General features: G+C 69.0%; 13 protein-coding genes. 6 read left to right on the plus strand and 7 right to left on the minus strand.

The annotated features are described in order from the left end of the window. Window positions 1-26: 26 nt before the first annotated feature. From AB0I51_RS26735 to AB0I51_RS26760, 6 genes are all read right to left on the minus strand, one after another. Window positions 27-1,451 (minus strand): BNR repeat-containing protein, encoded by a 1,425-nt coding sequence (locus tag AB0I51_RS26735; protein ID WP_362979251.1) that lies wholly within the window; start codon window positions 1,449-1,451, stop codon window positions 27-29. Window positions 1,452-1,468: 17 nt separating this feature from the next. Beyond that, on the minus strand, window positions 1,469-1,789 hold the full coding sequence (locus tag AB0I51_RS26740; RefSeq protein WP_362979253.1) for an L-rhamnose mutarotase: 321 nt from the start codon (window positions 1,787-1,789) through the stop codon (window positions 1,469-1,471). A 32-nt stretch (window positions 1,790-1,821) separates the two neighbouring features. Further along, a complete protein-coding gene (rhaS, locus tag AB0I51_RS26745) occupies window positions 1,822-2,904 on the minus strand; it encodes a rhamnose ABC transporter substrate-binding protein (protein ID WP_362979255.1) in 1,083 nt (360 codons plus the stop codon). Window positions 2,905-3,002: 98 nt separating this feature from the next. Then, entirely contained in the window at window positions 3,003-3,980 is a 978-nt protein-coding gene (locus tag AB0I51_RS26750) for an ABC transporter permease (protein ID WP_362979257.1), read from the minus strand. Next, entirely contained in the window at window positions 3,973-5,013 is a 1,041-nt protein-coding gene (locus tag AB0I51_RS26755) for an ABC transporter permease (RefSeq protein WP_362979259.1), read from the minus strand. Before AB0I51_RS26755 ends, AB0I51_RS26750 begins: the two co-directional genes overlap by 8 nt. A 55-nt stretch (window positions 5,014-5,068) precedes the next feature. After that, the gene (locus AB0I51_RS26760; protein WP_362979261.1) at window positions 5,069-6,586 is read right to left on the minus strand and encodes a sugar ABC transporter ATP-binding protein; all 1,518 of its coding nucleotides are present in this window, start codon (window positions 6,584-6,586) and stop codon (window positions 5,069-5,071) included. A gap of 261 nt (window positions 6,587-6,847) precedes the next feature. Between AB0I51_RS26760 and rhaI the strand changes: the two genes are divergently transcribed. The 6 genes from rhaI to AB0I51_RS26790 all read left to right on the plus strand — a co-directional run bounded on the left by rhaI (window position 6,848) and on the right by AB0I51_RS26790 (window position 14,638). Beyond that, window positions 6,848-8,008 carry an L-rhamnose isomerase gene (gene rhaI, locus AB0I51_RS26765; protein ID WP_362979263.1) on the plus strand — a complete coding sequence of 387 codons (1,161 nt, stop codon included), beginning with the start codon at window positions 6,848-6,850 and terminating at the stop codon, window positions 8,006-8,008. A 140-nt stretch (window positions 8,009-8,148) separates the two neighbouring features. Beyond that, the gene (locus AB0I51_RS26770; RefSeq protein ID WP_362979265.1) at window positions 8,149-10,188 is read left to right on the plus strand and encodes a bifunctional aldolase/short-chain dehydrogenase; all 2,040 of its coding nucleotides are present in this window, start codon (window positions 8,149-8,151) and stop codon (window positions 10,186-10,188) included. Window positions 10,189-10,196: 8 nt separating this feature from the next. Continuing rightward, window positions 10,197-11,648, plus strand: coding sequence for a rhamnulokinase family protein (locus AB0I51_RS26775; protein WP_362979364.1), 1,452 nt, complete (start codon window positions 10,197-10,199; stop codon window positions 11,646-11,648). A 73-nt stretch (window positions 11,649-11,721) separates the two neighbouring features. After that, complete coding sequence (locus tag AB0I51_RS26780) at window positions 11,722-12,489, plus strand: (Fe-S)-binding protein (protein ID WP_362979267.1); 768 nt, start codon at window positions 11,722-11,724, stop codon at window positions 12,487-12,489. Then, on the plus strand, window positions 12,486-13,973 hold the full coding sequence (locus AB0I51_RS26785) for a LutB/LldF family L-lactate oxidation iron-sulfur protein (RefSeq protein WP_362979269.1): 1,488 nt from the start codon (window positions 12,486-12,488) through the stop codon (window positions 13,971-13,973). The genes AB0I51_RS26780 and AB0I51_RS26785 overlap by 4 nt, the downstream gene beginning before the upstream one ends. Continuing rightward, window positions 13,970-14,638, plus strand: a complete 669-nt coding sequence (locus AB0I51_RS26790; RefSeq protein ID WP_362979271.1) for an LUD domain-containing protein — start codon at window positions 13,970-13,972, stop codon at window positions 14,636-14,638. The genes AB0I51_RS26785 and AB0I51_RS26790 overlap by 4 nt, the downstream gene beginning before the upstream one ends. On the opposite strand, the gene AB0I51_RS26795 is transcribed toward AB0I51_RS26790, so the two are convergent. Continuing rightward, on the minus strand, window positions 14,611-17,616 hold the full coding sequence (locus tag AB0I51_RS26795) for a family 78 glycoside hydrolase catalytic domain (RefSeq protein ID WP_362979273.1): 3,006 nt from the start codon (window positions 17,614-17,616) through the stop codon (window positions 14,611-14,613). The two genes, AB0I51_RS26790 and AB0I51_RS26795, sit on opposite strands and share 28 nt — an antisense overlap. Between the last annotated feature and the right edge of the window lie 58 nt (window positions 17,617-17,674).

The following is a 17,674-nucleotide window of genomic DNA, read 5'->3' on the forward strand; positions in this document are numbered from 1 at the left end:
TCTCGCGACTCCGGCGACCGTCCCGGTCACGCGGGCAGGGCGAAGTCGACGACGTGGAGTGCCGAGGGGGTCGTTCCGCTCGACTTCTCCTGGTACATGAACGACAGCACGTTGTCCGCCTTCACCCGCAGCTCGTCGATGACGACCTCGCCGAACGCGTTCAGGTCGCTCCCGTCGTACAGCAGCGTCCAGTCGGTGTACCCGGAGGACTGCGAGGCGGCGGCGATTCGGCCGTAGGGCAGGACCGCGTAGGCGTTGTCGTACTTGTCCAGGACCAGCTTGGTGCGCTGGGTGGAGTTGAGAGCGATGGGGATCTCGGTCTTCTGCCAGGTGCCCGACGAGTTCTTGCGGACGTGGAAGGCCCGGCCGTTGGCGGTGCGGTCGCTGACGTAGTTGGTGGTGCACTGGCCGAAGCGGCCGGGGACGTAGCTGATGATCGCGTGCGGGAGGCCGGTGGAGTCGGTGGACTGGCTCTCCTGGTTCATCAGGGAGTGGTCGGGGTTGAGGGAGTCGACGACGAGTCCGCCGTCCGTGACGGCCACGGTGTCCGAACTGCCCGTCGTCCCTACGACCGTTCCGGCGTCGTTGCGCCAACTGCGGCCCCGGTCGGTCGAGTAGACGTAGCCGGTGTCGTGGTTGGTGATGCCGCCGCTGTTGCACATCACGGCGGCGGACTGCTCGCGCCAGGTGAAGAAGGCGTGCAGGCGGCCGTTGACGTCGTAGTCGATGCCGTGGAGGTACATGTTGCGGGCGGTGCTGGAGCCGTGCGTGCTGGTGTAGGTGCCGGTCGAGCTGGTCCACTCCCCCAGGGCGGTCCAGGTCGAACCGTCGTACTCCGCGAGGGCGTTGCGGCCGTTGCCGGAGATCCCGACGCGGTAGCTGAGCTGCAGCTTGCCCTCGGGGGTGGCGATGAACTGGGGGTAGGTGAACTGCGAGGTGAGCGCCACACCGTCCAGCGAGGTCTGTACGGAGCCGAGGACGGCCGAGGTCCACGCGGTGGACGCCGGGTTGTCGAGGAGGCCGGCGATCGACTTGACGTAGAAGAAGCCGTCGCTGTGGGAGTCCATGTTGAGGTGCAGACGGCCGTCGACCTTGGACACGCCCAGGGAGATGACGTTGTGGGAGTCGTCGCTCTTGAGGGTGTGGGAGAGGGTGATCGTCGACCAGGTGGTGGCGCCGAGGACGCGGCGGGCGACGACGGCGTTCTTGGTGGATGTGTACCAGGCCGCGTACTGGTAGCCCTTGTAGGTCAACAGGCCGTTCTTCTGGAACGAGTTGTTGTTGACCAGGCCGTCGTAGGAGACGAAGTAGACGGCGGTCGCGTCGAGTTGGGTGCTGCCGGTCTTGCTGACCGAGGGGCCGGTCGCGGCCCGGGCGGTGCCGGCGGCGAGGCCCGGGGTGGCCGCGGCCCCCAGCAGGGCGGCGCCGGCGAGCAGGGTACGTCTTCTCATCTCGGGAGACTCCATCGTCAGGCGAGGTGGAACACTTCGGTGAGCGGCTTCATGGCCTCGTCGGGACGGGCGCCGTCCAGGGACTCGAAGAACGGCGCCATCTCCGCCTGCCAGCGGGCGTTGATGTCGGTGGCTTCCATGCCGGCCCGGGCGGCGGCGAAGTCCTCGGTCTCCAAGTAGCCGACCAGCAGGCCGTCTTCGCGCAGGAAGAGCGAGTAGTTGTGCCAGCCGGTGGCCGAGAGTGCGTCGAGCATCTCGGGCCACACGGCGGCGTGCCGCTCGCGGTACTCGTCGAGGCGGTCCGCCCGGACCTTCAGCAGGAAACACACGCGTTGCATCAACACCCCTTAGATCAAAGGGACTTCCGGGACTAGAAGTTGAACTGGTCGATGTTCTTCTTGTCGAAGACGGTCGGCTTGCCGAGGTTGATCACACCGTCCTTGCCGATGGTGTACGAGGTCCCGCCGGCCTTGAAGGTCTCGCCCTCCTTGCCGGTGATCTGCCCGGACACCAGCGCCACTGCCGTCTGCGCGGCGAGGGCGCCGAGCTTCGCCGGGTCCCACAGCTCGAAGCCGTCAACGGTGCCGTTCTTGACGTACTTGCGCATGTCGTTGGGGGTGCCGAGGCCGGTCAGCTTGACCTTGCCCTTGTACTGGGAGCCGGACAGGTACTGGGCGGCGGCCTTGATGCCGACGGTGGTCGGGGAGATGATCCCCTTCAGGTTCGGGTGCTCCTGGAGCAGGCCCTGGGTCTGCTGGAAGGACTGCTGGGCGTCGTCGTTGCCGTAGGCGACCTTGACCAGCTTGATGTTCTTGTACTTGGGGTCCTTCAGCTCCTCCTTCATGAAGCCGATCCAGGTGTTCTGGTTCGTCGCGGTCTGCGCGGCCGACAGGATCGCGATCTCACCCTTGTAGCCGATCTGCTGGGCTAGCAGTTGCACCTGGGTGCGGCCGAGGTCCTCGGCGCTGGCCTGCGAGACGAAGGCGTTGCGGCAGTCGGGGTTGGTGTCGGAGTCGTAGGTGACGACCTTGATCTTGTTGCTCATCGCCTGCTTGAGCGCGGTGCAAAGGGCGCCCGGGTCCTGCGCGGAGACGGCGATCGCGTTCACCTGCTGCTGGGTGAGCGTGTTGACGTAACTCACCTGTCCCGCAGTGTCGGTGGCGCTGCTCGGGCCGACCTCCTTGTACTTCTCGCCCAGTTCGGTGAGGGCCTTCTCGCCGCCCTTGTCGGACGTGGTGAAGTACGGGTTGTTGACCTGCTTGGGCAGGAACCCGACGGTGAGCCCCTTCTTGAGTGCGGCGTTCGGATCCGCCTTGCCACCGGTGACGGCCGACCCGGTGTTCTCGTCCTTCACATCCTTCTTGGTGGTACCGCCGCAGGCGGTGGCGGCGAGAGTGAGAGAAGTGACGGCGACGACGGCCGCACAGGCACGACGGAGGGATGCTTTGCGCATGGCATGGGGTCCTTTGATACGAAGGTGAGCGGAAGCGCCCTGAAGGGGCGCGGAGAACTGCGCGACCGGCCACAGCCGGCGAGCAGCTTTCGAACGACCTATCCGACGGCGCGCGCAGCGGCCCTCGCGACGGCGATCTGGCGTGCGACCCGAGGGCCGAGCACCGAAACAACGAGCAACACACCGGTGACGACGATCTGCGACTGCGCGGAGACATTCAGCAGACTCATCACGTTCTGCAGCGCACCGAGCAGAAACACCCCGGCGATCGCACCTCCCAACGTCCCCTTTCCGCCGTCGAAGTCGATCCCGCCGAGCAACACCGCGGCCACAACGGACAGTTCGAGCCCGGTCGCGTTGTCGTAGCGGGCGCTGGCGTAGTGCAGCGCCCAGAAGATCCCGGTCAGGGAAGCCATCAACCCGGTCACGGTGAACAGGATCAGCTTCTGCCGCTTGACGCGGATGCCGGCGAACCGCGCCGCCTCCTCGTTCGCCCCGATCGCGAACAACGACCGCCCGAACGGCGTGGCGTGCAGCACGACCACGGCGATCGCCAGCAGCACGAGGAAGGGCAGGAAGGCCCGCGGCAGGAAGGTGCCCCCGAGTCGTCCGGCTGCGAAGTCCAGATACTGCGTGGGGAAATCGGTCACCGCGTTGGCACCCAGCACGATCTGCGCGATGCCCCGGTACGCGGCGAGCGTGCCGATGGTGACGGCGAGGGACGGCAGTCCGAGGCGGGTGACGAGAAGGCCGTTGACCAGTCCGCAGACCAGGCCCAGCAGCAGGCAGATCGGGATGATCGTCTCGATCGCCATGCCGTCGTTCCACAGTTTGCCCATCACCGCGCCGGACAGTCCGGCGGTGGAGGCGACCGACAGATCGATCTCGCCGGCGACGACCAACAGGGTCATCGGGAGCGCGATCAGTGCGATGGGAAGGGTGTTGCCGATCAGGAACGACAGGTTCAGCGCGTTGCCGAAGCCGTCGACGGAGGTGAAGGAGAACAGCAGCAGGACGACGAGGAGGGCGCCGACGACCGTGTCCCAGCGGATCGCGCGCGTCAACGACTCAGGCATGGCGGGCGTTCCTCTTCTTCAGTGCGGTGGCCACGCGCAGGGCGACGATCCGGTCGACGGCGATGGCGAGGATGAGCAGGATGCCGTTGATGGCGAGCACCCAGACGGAGCTGACGCCGAGGGCGGGCAGCACACTGTTGATGGAGGTCAGCAGGAGTGCGCCGAGGGCCGCGCCGTAGACGCTGCCGGAGCCGCCGGTGAAGACCACACCGCCGACGACCACCGCGCTGACGACGGTGAGTTCGTAGCCGGTGCCGGTGCCGGAGTCGACGTTGCCGAAGCGGGCCAGGTACATCGCGCCCGCGAGTCCGGCGAGTCCGCCGCAGAAGGTGTACGCGGCGAGGATCCGCTTGCGGACGGGGATGCCGGCCAGCCGGGCGGCCTCGGGGTTGGAACCGAGGGCGTACAGCTCCCGCCCGCTGCCGAAGTGTTTGAGGTAGTAGGCGGTGGCGATCAGTACGGCGAGCGCGATCAGTGCCAGCCAGGGCACCGCCGAGAGGCCGCCGGAGCCGAAGTCCACGAATCCGCCCGGGAGATCGGCTGCCGTGATCTGGCGTGAGCCGACCCAGATGGAGTCGACGCCCCGGATGATGTAGAGCGTGCCGAGCGTGACGACCAGTGCGGGCACCTGACCGAGGCTGACGAGCAGGCCGTTGACCAGCCCGAGGCCGACGCCGAGGAGTACGGCGAGGAGGATCGCGACGACCGCGTTGCCGCCGCTGTGGAGGTAGTCGCCGGTGGCGAAGGCGGTGATGCCGAGGGTCGAGCCGACCGACAGGTCGACGTTGCGGGTGATGACGACCAGCGACTGTCCGGTGGCGACCAGGACCAGGATGGTCGCGTTCAGCAGCAGGTCCTTGATGCCCTGCTCGGACAGGAACTCGCTGTTGCCCGCCTGGGTGATGCCGATCATCACCAAGAAGACGACCAGGATGGCGAGTTCGCGCATCTTGAAGACCCGGTCGACCAGCCGGGTGCTGCTCGATTCGGGCACCTCGGCGGCGGGCGCGGGGTTCGGCGCGGTGACCGTCATACGGCGGCCCTCCCGGAAGCTGCGCTCGACGGGGTTGCCGTCATGAAGGACCTGTTCATGCGGCGGTCCTCCCGGTGGCTGCGGCCATCACGGATTCCTCGGTGGCTTCGGAACGGAGGATCTCTGCGGTGAGCCGGCCCTCGTGCATCACCAGCACGCGGTCGGCCATGCCGAGGATCTCGGGCAGATCGGAGGAGATCATCAGGACGGCGACGCCGTCGGCGGCCAACTCGCTGAGCAGCCGGTGCACTTCGGCCTTGGTGCCGACATCGATGCCACGGGTCGGCTCGTCGACGATCAGCACCTTGGGCCCGGTGGCGAGCCACTTGGCGAGGACGACCTTCTGCTGGTTGCCGCCGGAGAGCGTGTTGACGGTGTCGGCGATCCGCGCGTACTTGACGTGCAGCTTCACCGCCCAGTCGAGGGAACGGCTGCGCTCGGCGCCGCGGTCGACGAGGCCCGCCTTCACGGTCGTACGCAGGCCGGTGAGGCCGATGTTGCGCTCGATCGACATGTCCATCACCAGGCCCTGGGCCCGCCGGTCCTCCGGGACCAGGGCGAGGCCCGCGGCCATCGCGGTCGAAGGGGCGCCGTTCGTCAGCGACTTGCCGTCGACCTCGACCCCGCCGGCGTCCCACCGGTCGATACCGAAGACGGCTCGCGCCACCTCGGTACGGCCGGCGCCGACGAGCCCGGCGAGACCGACGATCTCCCCGCGCCGTACGTCGAAGGAGACATCGGTGAAGACGCCCTCGCGGGTCAACCGCTTGACGCTCAGGGCGACTTCGCCGGGTTCGACGTCCTGCTTGGGGTACAGCTCGTCGAGATCGCGGCCCACCATGCGCCGTACGAGATCGTCCTCGGTCATTCCCTCGACCGGCTCGCTGGAGATCCAGGCGCCGTCGCGGAGGGTGGTCACCTGCCGGCAGATCTGGAAGATCTCCTCCAGACGGTGCGAGATGAACAGGACGGCGGCGCCCTGTTCGCGCAGGGTGCGGACGACACCGAAGAGGCGGGCCACCTCGCTGCCGGTGAGGGCGGCCGTCGGCTCGTCCATGATCAGGACGCGGGCGTCGAAGGAGAGCGCCTTGGCGATCTCCACGATCTGCTGGTCCGCGATCGACAGGCCGCGTGCCGGCCGCTCCGGGTCCAGCTCGACACCGAGCCGCTTCATCAGGTCGGCGGTCGCCGCGTGCGTGGCCTTGTGGTCGATCCGGCCGAGGGCGCGGCGGGGCTGGCGCCCCATGAAGATGTTCTCGGCGATCGACAGGTCGGGAAAGAGGGTCGGTTCCTGGTAGATCACGGCGATTCCCGCGTCGCGGGCGTCACCGGGGCCGTGGAAGACGACGGGTTCGCCGTCGAGCAGCACCTGGCCGGCGTCGGGCCGGTGCACACCGGCGAGGGTCTTGATGAGAGTGGACTTGCCCGCGCCGTTCTCACCGGCGAGTGCGTGCACCTCACCGGGGAACAGTTCGAGGGACACGTCCCGCAGGGCGCGTACCGCGCCGAAGGACTTGGAGATGCCCTTGAGCGCGAGCACCGGGGCCGGACCCGCGTCTGACGGGTGGGTCATGAGGGGCTCCTCGACGACGTCGGCGGGGAGCCGTCACAACGTCGTGAAAGGTTTCAACTTGGTTGCCGGGACGTTAGGCGCGCCAGCCTTGTCACGTCAATGGGTCCGCATCGAAAAATTTTCGATAGCCAAAGGTCACATTGGAGTCACGGAGCACAGGCTTCGCCGAAGGGCTTGACACCCCTTCGGGAGGCTCATAACTTCGCTCTCTGAATCGTTTCATACATACATCGTTTCGTCGCATGTCACAGGAGCCCACAAGTGACCGATCTCGCCGCGGTGAAGGCCGCACTCAGGACCCAGGCAGTCGAGACGCCGTCGTGGGCGTACGGAAACTCGGGGACCCGGTTCAAGGTGTTCGCCCAGGAGGGTGTGCCGCGGACCCCGCAGGAAAAGCTGGAGGATGCGGCGAAGGTCCACGAGTTCACGGGCGTGGCGCCGACCGTGGCCCTGCACATTCCCTGGGACCGGGTCGACGACTTCGGGGCGCTGGCCAAGTTCGCGGACGACCACGGGCTGAAGCTCGGCGCGATCAACTCCAACACCTTCCAGGACGACGACTACCGGCTCGGCAGCGTCTGCCATCCGGACGCGGCGGTGCGGCGCAAGGCGCTCGACCATCTCCTGGAGTGCGTCGACATCATGGACGCGACGGGCTCCGCCGACCTGAAGCTGTGGTTCGCGGACGGAACGAACTATCCCGGTCAGGACGACCTCTCCGCCCGCCAGGACCGGCTGGCGGAGGCCCTCGCGGCGGTGTACGAGCGGCTCGGGGACGGGCAGCGGATGCTGCTGGAGTACAAGTTCTTCGAGCCGGCGTTCTATGCGACGGACGTGCCGGACTGGGGGACGGCCTACGCGCACTGCCTGAAGCTCGGGCCGAAGGCGCAGGTCGTGGTCGACACGGGGCATCACGCGCCCGGCACGAACATCGAGTTCATCGTGGCGACGCTGCTGCGGGAGGGGAAGCTCGGGGCGTTCGACTTCAACTCGCGGTTCTACGCGGACGACGATCTGATGGTGGGGGCGGCGGATCCCTTCCAGTTGTTCCGGATCATGTACGAGGTGATTCGGGGTGGCGGGTTCACCGCCGATGTCGCGTTCATGCTCGATCAGTGCCACAACATCGAGGCGAAGATTCCGGCGATCATCCGGTCGGTGATGAATGTGCAGGAGGCCACGGCGAAGGCGCTGCTCGTGGACCGGGACGCGCTGGGTGCGGCGCAGCGGAGTGGGGATGTCCTGGAGGCGAACGCCGTGTTGATGGACGCGTACAACACGGACGTACGGCCGCTGCTGCGGGAGTTGCGGGAGGAGCAGGGGCTTGCTCCCGATCCGATCGCCGCGTATCGGGCCAGTGGGTGGCAGGAGCGGATTGTCGCTGAGCGGGTTGGGGGACAGCAGGCCGGGTGGGGCGCCTGAGCGTCTGCCGGGAATCCCTCGTTTGCGGGTGCGGGTCCGGTGTGGCTGGTCGCGCCCACGCGGCGGAGCCGCTTGTCGATACAGCCCCGCGCCCCCGAAAAGATTCGCACTCGCTCTCTCTCGAAAAGGACTGGACGTTCATGGCACCGCACCCCGAAGCCGCTGCTCTCCTCGCTCGATCGCACCGACTCGGCGCTGATCCCCGCAACACCAACTACGCCGGCGGGAACGCGTCCGCCAAGGGCGTCGACACCGATCCCGTGACCGGGGGTGATGTCGAGCTGATGTGGGTGAAGGGGTCCGGGGGTGACCTCGGGACGCTCACCGAGGGCGGGCTGGCCGTGTTGCGGCTGGACCGGATGCGGGCACTGGCCGACGTGTATCCGGGGGTCGAGCGCGAGGACGAGATGGTCGCCGCGTTCGACTACTGCCTGCACGGGAAGGGGGGTGCGGCGCCCTCCATCGACACCGCCATGCACGGGCTCGTGGAGGCGGCTCATGTCGATCATCTGCATCCCGACTCGGGGATCGCGCTCGCTTGCGCCGCCGACGGGGAGAAGCTGACCGCGGAGTGTTTCGGGGACACCGTGGTGTGGGTGCCGTGGCGGCGGCCCGGGTTCCAGCTGGGGCTGGACATCGCCGCCGTCAAGGAGGCCAACCCGCAGGCCGTCGGGTGTGTGCTCGGGGGGCATGGCATCACCGCATGGGGTGCCACGTCCGAGGAGTGCGAGCGGAATTCGCTGCACATCATCCGTACCGCCGAGGCGTTCCTCGTCGAGCGGGGGAAGGCGGAGCCCTTCGGGCCCGTCGTCGAGGGGTACGGTCCGCTCGGCGACGGTGAGCGACGGGAGCGGGCAGCCGCCCTCGCGCCGTACGTCCGTGCCGTCGCGTCCCAGGACAAGCCGCAGGTGGGGCACTTCACCGATTCCGATGTCGTGCTCGATTTTCTGGCGCGGGCCGAGCATCCCCGGCTCGCGGCGCTCGGGACCTCGTGCCCCGACCACTTCCTGCGGACCAAGGTCAGGCCGCTCGTTCTCGATCTGCCGCCCACCGCTCCGCTGGACGAGGCGATCGCACGGCTGAAGGAGCTGCACGCCGACTATCGCGAGGAGTACGCCGCCTACTACCAGCGGCATGCCGTGCCCGACTCCCCCGCGATGCGCGGCGCCGACCCGGCGATCGTGCTGATCCCGGGTGTGGGCATGTTCTCCTTCGGCAAGGACAAGCAGACGGCGCGGGTGGCCGGCGAGTTCTACGTCAACGCCATCAACGTGATGCGCGGCGCCGAGGCCGTGTCGTCGTACGCGCCGATCGAGGAGTCGGAGAAGTTCCGCATCGAGTACTGGGCCCTGGAAGAGGCCAAGTTGCAGCGGATGCCGAAGCCGAAGCCGCTGGCCACGCGGGTCGCGCTCGTCACCGGTGCGGGCAGTGGGATCGGCAAGGCGATCGCACGACGGCTGGTCGACGAGGGCGCGTGCGTCGTGATCGCCGATCTCAACGCCGGGAACGCGGCCTCCGTCGCCCAGGAACTCGGTGGGCCCGACAAGGCCGTCGCCGTCACCGTCGACGTGACGGACGAGGAGCAGATCGCCGAGGCCTTCAAGGCCGCGCTGCTCGCCTTCGGCGGGGTCGATCTCGTCGTCAACAACGCGGGGATCTCCATCTCCAAGCCCCTGCTGGAGACTTCGGCGCGGGACTGGGATCTGCAGCACGACATCATGGCCCGCGGTTCCTTCCTCGTCTCGCGTGAGGCGGCCCGGGCGATGATCGCGCAGGGGCTCGGCGGCGACATCCTCTACATCGCGTCGAAGAACGCCGTGTTCGCCGGTCCCAACAACATCGCCTACTCGGCGACCAAGGCCGACCAGGCCCATCAAGTACGGTTGCTGGCCGCCGAGTTGGGCGAGCACGGAATCCGGGTCAACGGGATCAACCCGGACGGTGTCGTGCGCGGCTCGGGCATCTTCGCGGGCGGCTGGGGTGCGCAGCGGGCGGCGACCTACGGGATCGAGGAGGAGAAGCTCGGCGAGTTCTACGCCCAGCGCACCATCCTCAAGCGGGAGGTGCTGCCGGAGCATGTCGCCAACGCCGTCTTCGCCCTCACGGGTGGGGACTTGACCCACACCACCGGGCTGCACGTCCCGGTCGACGCCGGTGTTGCGGCAGCCTTCCTTCGGTGAGCGCCGACATGAAGGCGTACGCAGCGGTCGATCTCGGAGCGTCCAGCGGGCGGGTCATGGTCGGCCGTGTCGGGCCGGACTCCCTGGAGCTGACGGAGGCCCACCGATTCCCCAACCGGCCCGTCCGCACTCCGGAAGGGCTGCGCTGGGACATCCTCGCGCTGTACGCCGGAGTCCTCGACGGGCTCCGGGCGGCGGGCACGGCCACCGGCGGTCGTCTCGACTCCGCCGGTATCGACAGCTGGGCCGTGGACTACGGACTGCTCGACACGGACGGGGCGTTGCTGGGCAACCCCGTGCACTATCGGGACACCCGCACGGAGGGGGTCGCCGAGAAGGTGTGGGCGACCGTACCGGCGGACGAGTTGTACGCGTCGACCGGGTTGCAGTACGCGCCCTTCAACACCCTGTACCAGCTGACGGCGGCCCGCGACTCGGCCCAACTGGCCCACGCCGAGCGGCTGTTGCTCATCCCCGACCTGCTCTCCTACTGGCTCACCGGAGAGCAGGGCACCGAGCTGACCAACGCCTCCACGACCCAGCTCGTCGATCCCCGCACCCGCGGCTGGTCGTACGACATCGCCTCGCGGCTCGGCATCGACCTCGGGTTGTTCGCGCCCCTGCGGCAGCCGGGGGATCCGGCGGGTGCGCTGCGGGGCGAGGTGCTGGAGGAGACGGGGCTGAGCGGGCCCGTGCCGGTGACGGTGGTCGGGTCGCACGACACGGCGTCCGCGGTCGCCGCCGTCCCGGCCGTGGCGGAGCGGTTCGCCTACATCTGCACCGGCACCTGGTCCCTGGCCGGTCTGGAGCTCGACGCGCCCGTGCTGACCGAGGCGAGCCGGGCCGCCAACTTCACCAACGAGCTGGGCCTCGACGGCACGGTCCGCTATCTGCGCAACATCATGGGGCTGTGGCTGCTTCAGGAGTGTGTACGGGCCTGGGGCGAGCCGGAGTTGGGCGAGTTGCTGCGCAGGGCGGCCAGGGTGCCGGCGCTGCGGTCGGTGGTGGACGCGGGGGACGCGGCGTTTCTGGCGCCGGGGCGGATGCCGGAGCGGATCGCGGATGCCTGCCGTGGCTCGGGCCAGCCCGTGCCGGAGTCGCGGGCCGAGATCACGCGCTGCATCCTCGACTCGCTGGCGCTCGCCCATCGGCGGGCGGTCGGCGACGCCCAGGAACTCGCCGGGCATCCCGTCGACGTCGTGCACATCGTCGGGGGCGGTACCCGCAACGCGCTGCTGTGCCAACTGACCGCCGACGCCTGTGGGTTGCCGGTGGTGGCGGGTCCCACCGAGGCGGCGGCCCTCGGCAATGTGCTCGTCCAGGCGCGGGCCCACGGGCTTGTCGGTGACCTGGCCGGGATGCGGGGGCTGCTCGCCCGTACCCAGCCGTCGACCCGGTACGAGCCGCAGGGCGACACCGCCCGCTGGCGGGCGGCGGAGGCCCGGCTCGCCGCGCGGTGAATCGGGGGCTCCCCCAGACCGTGACCTCCGACTACGCTGCATCCATCCGATGATCGACCACTAAGGAGCCGCGATGCGTGTCGCCCTGTTCCTGACTTGCGTCAACGACACGCTGTATCCGGACACCGGGCGCGCCGTGGTGAAACTGCTGACCAGACTGGGCGTCGAGGTCGACTTCCCGATGGCGCAGACCTGCTGCGGACAGGCGCACTACAACACCGGCTACCGCCATGAGGCCGAGCCGCTCGCCCGGCATTTCTCCGATGTCTTCGGGGAGTACGAGGCGATCGTCACGCCGTCCGGGTCGTGCGGGGCGATGGTGCGGGAACTGTATCCCCGCATGGGGGAAAGGGCCCGGGCAGAGGGACGCGGGGACACCCTCGCGGCCACGCTGGCGCCGGTGGTGCCGAAGACGTACGAGCTGACCGAGTTCCTCGTGGACGTGCTCGGGGTGACGGACGTGGGTGCCTACTATCCGCACAAGGTGACCTATCACCCCACCTGCCACGGGCTGCGCAGCCTGGGACTCGGCGACCGGCCCCTCAGGCTCCTCCGGGCCGTCAAGGGGCTGGAGTTGGTCGAGCTGCCGGGTGCAGACGAGTGCTGCGGCTTCGGCGGGACGTTCGCCGTGAAGAACGCCGATGTCTCGGCGGCGATGAGCGCCGACAAGGTGCGCAACGCCGAGTCGACGGGGGCGGAGGTGCTGTGCGCGGCGGACAACTCCTGTCTGATGCACATCGGCGGCACGATGGCCCGGCTCCACACCGACATGCGGCCGGTGCACATCGCGGAGATCCTGGCCGCCACGGAAGCCTCCAGCGAAAGGGAGCCGAGCGCATGAGCGGCACGTTCGTCGGTATGCCCGCGTTCCCGGCCTTTCCCGTGGCCGCGCACGAGGCCGTCAACAACCAGACCCTGCGCGGAAATCTGCGGCACGCCACCCACACGATCCGCGCCAAACGCGCCAAGGCCGTCGCCGAGGTGTCCGACTGGGCCGCCCTGCGCGAGGCCGGCAAGCAGATCAAGGACCACACGCTCCGTCATCTCGACCGCTATCTGGTCCAGTTGGAGGAGTCGGTGACGGCGGCCGGCGGTGTCGTCCACTGGGCAGCCGACGCGGACGAGGCCAACCGGATCGTCGTCCGACTCGTCCAGGAGACGGGCGAGTCGGAGGTCGTCAAGGTCAAGTCGATGGCCACCCAGGAGATCGGGCTCAACGAGGCCCTGGAGGCCGAGGGCATCCGCGCCTACGAGACCGATCTCGCCGAGCTGATCGTGCAGTTGGGCAAGGACCGGCCCTCGCACATCCTGGTCCCCGCGATCCACCGCAACCGCGGTGAGATCCGGGAGATCTTCGCCCGCGAGATGAGCGAGTGGGGCCGCCCGGCGCCGGAGGGTCTGACGGACACACCGGCCGAACTCGCCGAGGCCGCCCGTCTGCACCTGCGCGAGAAGTTCCTGCGCGCCAAGGTCGGCGTCTCCGGCGCCAACTTCATGGTCGCCGACACCGGCACACTCGTTGTTGTCGAGTCCGAGGGCAACGGCCGGATGTGCCTCACCCTCCCCGAGACGCTGATCTCGGTCGTCGGCATCGAGAAGATCGTGCCCACCTGGCAGGACCTGGAGGTGTTCCTGCAGACCCTCCCCCGCTCCTCGACGGCCGAGCGCATGAACCCGTACACCAGCATGTGGACGGGTACGACCGAAGGTGACGGACCGCGCGTCTTCCACCTGGTGCTGCTCGACAACGGCCGCAGCGACACCCTCGCCGACGAGGTCGGCCGCCAGGCCCTGCGCTGCATCCGCTGCTCCGCCTGCCTGAACGTCTGCCCGGTGTACGAGCGGGCCGGCGGCCACGCCTACGGCTCGGTCTACCCGGGCCCGATCGGCGCGATCCTCAGCCCCCAACTCCGGGGCACGGCAAGCGAGATCGATGCCTCACTGCCGTACGCCTCGTCGCTGTGCGGTGCCTGCTACGAGGTGTGCCCGGTCGCCATCGACATCCCCGAGGTGCTGGTGCATCTGCGGGAGCGGGTCGTGGAGGGCGGGCCGGTGACCCGTGAGGGGAACAGGGTCGTGCTGCGGCCCGCAAAGGGGCATGCCGCCGAGCGGGCGGCCATGCGGGCGGCACGCTGGACGTTCGCCCGCCCGGGCGCCCTGCGCACCGGCCAGCGGCTCGCCTCCCGCACCCGCCGTTTCCATCCCCGGACGCTGCCAGGCCCCGGCAAGGCATGGAGCGGTACCCGGGACCTGCCGGCCGTGCCGGCGGAGCCGTTCCGCGACTGGTGGCAGCGCACGCACGGCGGAAAGGACGGTGCCAAGTGAGCAGCAGGGAACGGATTCTGGGCCGCGTGCAGCGCGCGGTCGCGGATGTGCGCGAGGACGACACGCCGTACGAGCAGGCGGTTCGCCGGGACTATCTGCGCGAGCACGGGGACCGGAGCGTCGAGCAGACGGTCGATCTGCTGGCCGAGAATCTGGCGGACTATCGGGCGATCGTGCACCGGTGCGCGGAGGCCGAACTCGCCGCCGTCATCGGGCGGTTGCTCACCGAGCGTGGTGCCGGGTCGGTCGTCGTGCCGCCGGGGTTGGAGCCGTCCTGGCTCACGGACGCCGACGCCGAGCAGATCACGGACCGGGCCGAGAGCACTCCGCACGAACTGGACCGGGTCGACAGTGTGGTCACGGCGTGCGCGGTGGCCGCCGCCGAGACCGGCACCATCGTCCTGGACGGCAGCCCCGACCAGGGCCGCCGTCGGATCACGCTCATCCCCGACCACCACATCTGTGTCGTACGGGTGCCGGACCAGGTGGTCTCCTCGGTACCCCAGGCACTCCAACGCCTCGACCCCACCCGCCCGTTGACCTGGATCTCCGGTCCGTCGGCGACCAGTGACATCGAGCTGGACCGGGTCGAGGGGGTGCACGGTCCGCGCACCCTGGAGGTGGTTCTGGTGAGCGATCAGCCGAGTGCGGAGGTCAACTCGTAGCTGCCCGAGGGGAGTTCGAAGGAGGCGGTGCCGTCCGCGAAGCCGAGGAACTGAACGCCCTCTGCCTCGGCGAGGGGTGTCCCGTGGTCGCGGACGGTGGACGGGTCGACGGCGGGGATGCGCAGGGTCGCCGTGCTGTTGGCGGGGACGACCGCCCGGTACCTCAACTGCCCTTCCCTCGCGGTCCATTCGCTGACGATCTCGCCGTAGGGCGAGAGATGCGATCCGGTCACCCGGGTGATCCTGCCGGTGGGGTCGAGGTGCGGCCGGAGAAAGAAGTGGCGGAATCCCGGGTGGGCCGGGTCCTTGGCGATGCCGGCCACGCTCTCGTACATCCACTCCATGATCGCGCCGTAGGAGTAGTGGTTGAAGGAGTTCATGTCGACCGGGCCGAAACCGTCCTCCCTGGAGTACGAGTTCCAGCGCTCCCAGACGGTGGTGGCGCCGTTGACCACCGAGTAGAGCCAGGACGGCATCGCGTTCTGGTGGAGAAGCCGGTACGCCAGGTCGACGCGGCCCTCGTCGGTGAGGACGGGCGCGATGACGTTCACGCCGAGGAAGCCGACGGAGAGGGTGTTCTCCGCGTACTGCACGCGGGTGCTGTCGGGGTGGGCCGCCTTGTAGGTTTCGCTGTTGCCGATGTTGTCGGCGAGCAGGGTGACCAGTTGACGGTGCTGGTCCTCCGTGTCGTAGAAGCCGAGTTTGAGGATCCAGAGCAGGGCGGTCTGGGTGTCGTCCTCGGTCTTGCCCGCGCTGTTGCCTGGTGTGTACGGCGGTGGGTCGCCGAGGCTGGAGCGGACGGTGAGCCGGCCCGAACCGGGGTCGGTGGCAAGGTACTTGGTGATGAAGGCCCGCTTGATGCGGGTGAAGAGCTCCTCGTGGGCGGCGGCTTCGGCGGTGCGGCCGGTCGCGTGGGCCATGTCGGCCATCAGGCGGGCGCTGTAGCCGTAGTAGGCGTCGCTGATGAGCTGGGTGCTGGTGATCTGGAAGGCGAGCCAGTCGCCGAAGACCGCACCCCGGCCGGCGTAGGTGTCGCCGGTGTGGTCCCGGATCCAGTCGACGTACTTGGTCATCGCCGCCCAACTGCGGTCGATGATCGTGGTGTCGCCGGTCATCTGCCACACCGTCCAGGGCACGACCACTCCGCAGTCCGCCCAGCCGCTCGCCGGGAGCGGCTGGCTGTAGCGGTGGCCGGGGGCGACCCAGGGGAACTGGGCGCCGTCCGCGCCGTAGACACGCTGTGAGTCGATCAGGGTGTCCTGGAAGTGGCTGAGGAAGGTGACCGAATCGGCGTTGTAGAGGCCTGTGTTGGCGAAGAGCTGGGTGTCACCGGTCCAGCCCAGGCGTTCGTCGCGCTGGGGACAGTCGGTGGGGATCCAGAGGTAGTTGCCGCGCTGTCCCCAACGGACGTTGCTGATCAGCTGGTTGACGTCGGGGGCGTCGGTGGTGACGGTGCCGATGTCGTGGAGTGCGGAGGTGGCGACTCTGCCCGTGAGTCCGGTGAGGGTGACGGTGTCGGTCGTGGTGACGGAGAGGTAGCGGAAGCCGTAGAAGGTCAGGGAGTCCTGGTGGGTCTCTCCGTCCGGGTCGCCCTTGAGGATGTAGGTGCTGGTGGCTCGGGCGGAGCGCAGGTTGGCGCGGTAGACCGAGCCGACGGGTCCGTCGGCGCCCGCGCTGTCGTCGTTGAGCATCTCCCCCGGCTCGCAGACGACTTGGGCACCCGCCGGGCCGCGCACGGTGTAGCGGGGCACGCCGACGAGGTTCTGGCCGAGGTCGATGACGGCGGTGTCGCCGGGGTGCAGGGTGACGGAGGCGGTGGCCGCCGGGCCGGGGTCCGTGACGGTACGGGTGGGGTCGACGACGATCCGGCCCCTGCCGTTCGCGCTGCCCTCCTCGTCGCTCGCACCGGTGCAGACGGTGACCGAGCACGGCTTGCGGTCCCAACTCGGCACCAGGCGGGCGCTCTCACCGGAATGGGCGACCAACCGGGCGTCGGGGAAAGGGTGGTCGTGCTCCTCGACGGCGGCCCAGGCGGTGGTGTCGAAGCCGTTCGCCGTCCAGCCCGGGAGTTCCTGGCGGGCGTCGTAGGTCTGGCCGTCGTAGATGTCGTCGGCGCGGTAGGGGCCGGTGTCGGTGGCTCGCCAGTCCTCGTCGGGCGCGGTGACGATCGTCTGGGTGGAGCCGTCCGTGTAGCGGACGAGGAGTTTGGCCTTGAGGGCGAGGGGGTTGCCGTCGGGCGAGTAGTAGGGGCTGTTCTCGGAGATGCGGCTGTTGTACCAGCCGTTGCCCAGCACGGCCGCGAGGGTGACGTGTGAGGGGTCCGTCAGCAGGTCGGTGACGTCGTAGGTGAAGTAGTCGACGGTGGTCTCGTAGTTGGTCCAGCCGGGGGTCAGGAGTTCGTGGGTCGTGCCGTCGCCGTGCGGCACCGCGACCCGTCGGCCGTTGACGTGGGCCTCGTACACGCCGAGTGCCGACACGTACAGCCGGGCTTCGCCCACCCGCTCGCCGGTCAGTGCGGTCTGGCGGCGCAGGAGAGGCGCGCCCGCACTGTTCGGCCGCTTGCCGGCCATGCCGATCCACCGCGCGCCGTCCCAGCCGGTGACTCCGTCGGTGCTCAGCAGGCCGGTCTCGAAGTGGGCGGTGGGGGCGGCGGAGGTGGCTCGGCCGTGTTCGTCCCACACCGTCACCGTCCAGTGGTAGCGGGTCGAGGCGCGGAGTCCGGGGCCCGCGTAGCGGACCGCGACCGAGTCCGCCGAGTCGACGCGACCGCTGTCCCATACGTCGGCCCGGTCGTCGGCCAGGTGCCCGGGTGAGGAGGCGACCTGGACGCGGTACGCCGTCTGACGCCTGCCGCGCCCGACGGACGCCATGCGCCACCCTAACCTCGGGTGTTCCGCGTCCACGCCGAGCGGGTCGGTACGGTGCTCCACCGTGAGGCCCGACACCGTGGTGCCGGAAACGGCGACTCCGTCGTTCATGCCCTGTCCCTTCGGCCCGCCGAGAGGTGGAGTTGTATCGGTTCAGTGCGCTCGATGG

Source organism: Streptomyces sp. NPDC050549 (assembly GCF_040655035.1).
Taxonomy (GTDB): domain Bacteria; phylum Actinomycetota; class Actinomycetes; order Streptomycetales; family Streptomycetaceae; genus Streptomyces.

Bases quoted from the DNA above. Each gene is read 5' to 3' on its own strand.
- AB0I51_RS26770 (WP_362979265.1), top strand. From the start codon at position 8,149: ATGGCACCGCACCCCGAAGCCGCTGCTCTCCTCGCTCGATCGCACCGA.
- AB0I51_RS26760 (WP_362979261.1), bottom strand. From the start codon at position 6,586: ATGACCCACCCGTCAGACGCGGGTCCGGCCCCGGTGCTCGCGCTCAAG.
- AB0I51_RS26775 (WP_362979364.1), top strand. From the start codon at position 10,197: ATGAAGGCGTACGCAGCGGTCGATCTCGGAGCGTCCAGCGGGCGGGTC.
- AB0I51_RS26750 (WP_362979257.1), bottom strand. From the start codon at position 3,980: ATGCCTGAGTCGTTGACGCGCGCGATCCGCTGGGACACGGTCGTCGGC.
- AB0I51_RS26780 (WP_362979267.1), top strand. From the start codon at position 11,722: ATGCGTGTCGCCCTGTTCCTGACTTGCGTCAACGACACGCTGTATCCG.
- AB0I51_RS26795 (WP_362979273.1), bottom strand. From the start codon at position 17,616: ATGAACGACGGAGTCGCCGTTTCCGGCACCACGGTGTCGGGCCTCACG.
- AB0I51_RS26735 (WP_362979251.1), bottom strand. From the start codon at position 1,451: ATGAGAAGACGTACCCTGCTCGCCGGCGCCGCCCTGCTGGGGGCCGCG.
- rhaS (WP_362979255.1), bottom strand. From the start codon at position 2,904: ATGCGCAAAGCATCCCTCCGTCGTGCCTGTGCGGCCGTCGTCGCCGTC.
- AB0I51_RS26755 (WP_362979259.1), bottom strand. From the start codon at position 5,013: ATGACGGTCACCGCGCCGAACCCCGCGCCCGCCGCCGAGGTGCCCGAA.
- AB0I51_RS26785 (WP_362979269.1), top strand. From the start codon at position 12,486: ATGAGCGGCACGTTCGTCGGTATGCCCGCGTTCCCGGCCTTTCCCGTG.
- AB0I51_RS26740 (WP_362979253.1), bottom strand. From the start codon at position 1,789: ATGCAACGCGTGTGTTTCCTGCTGAAGGTCCGGGCGGACCGCCTCGAC.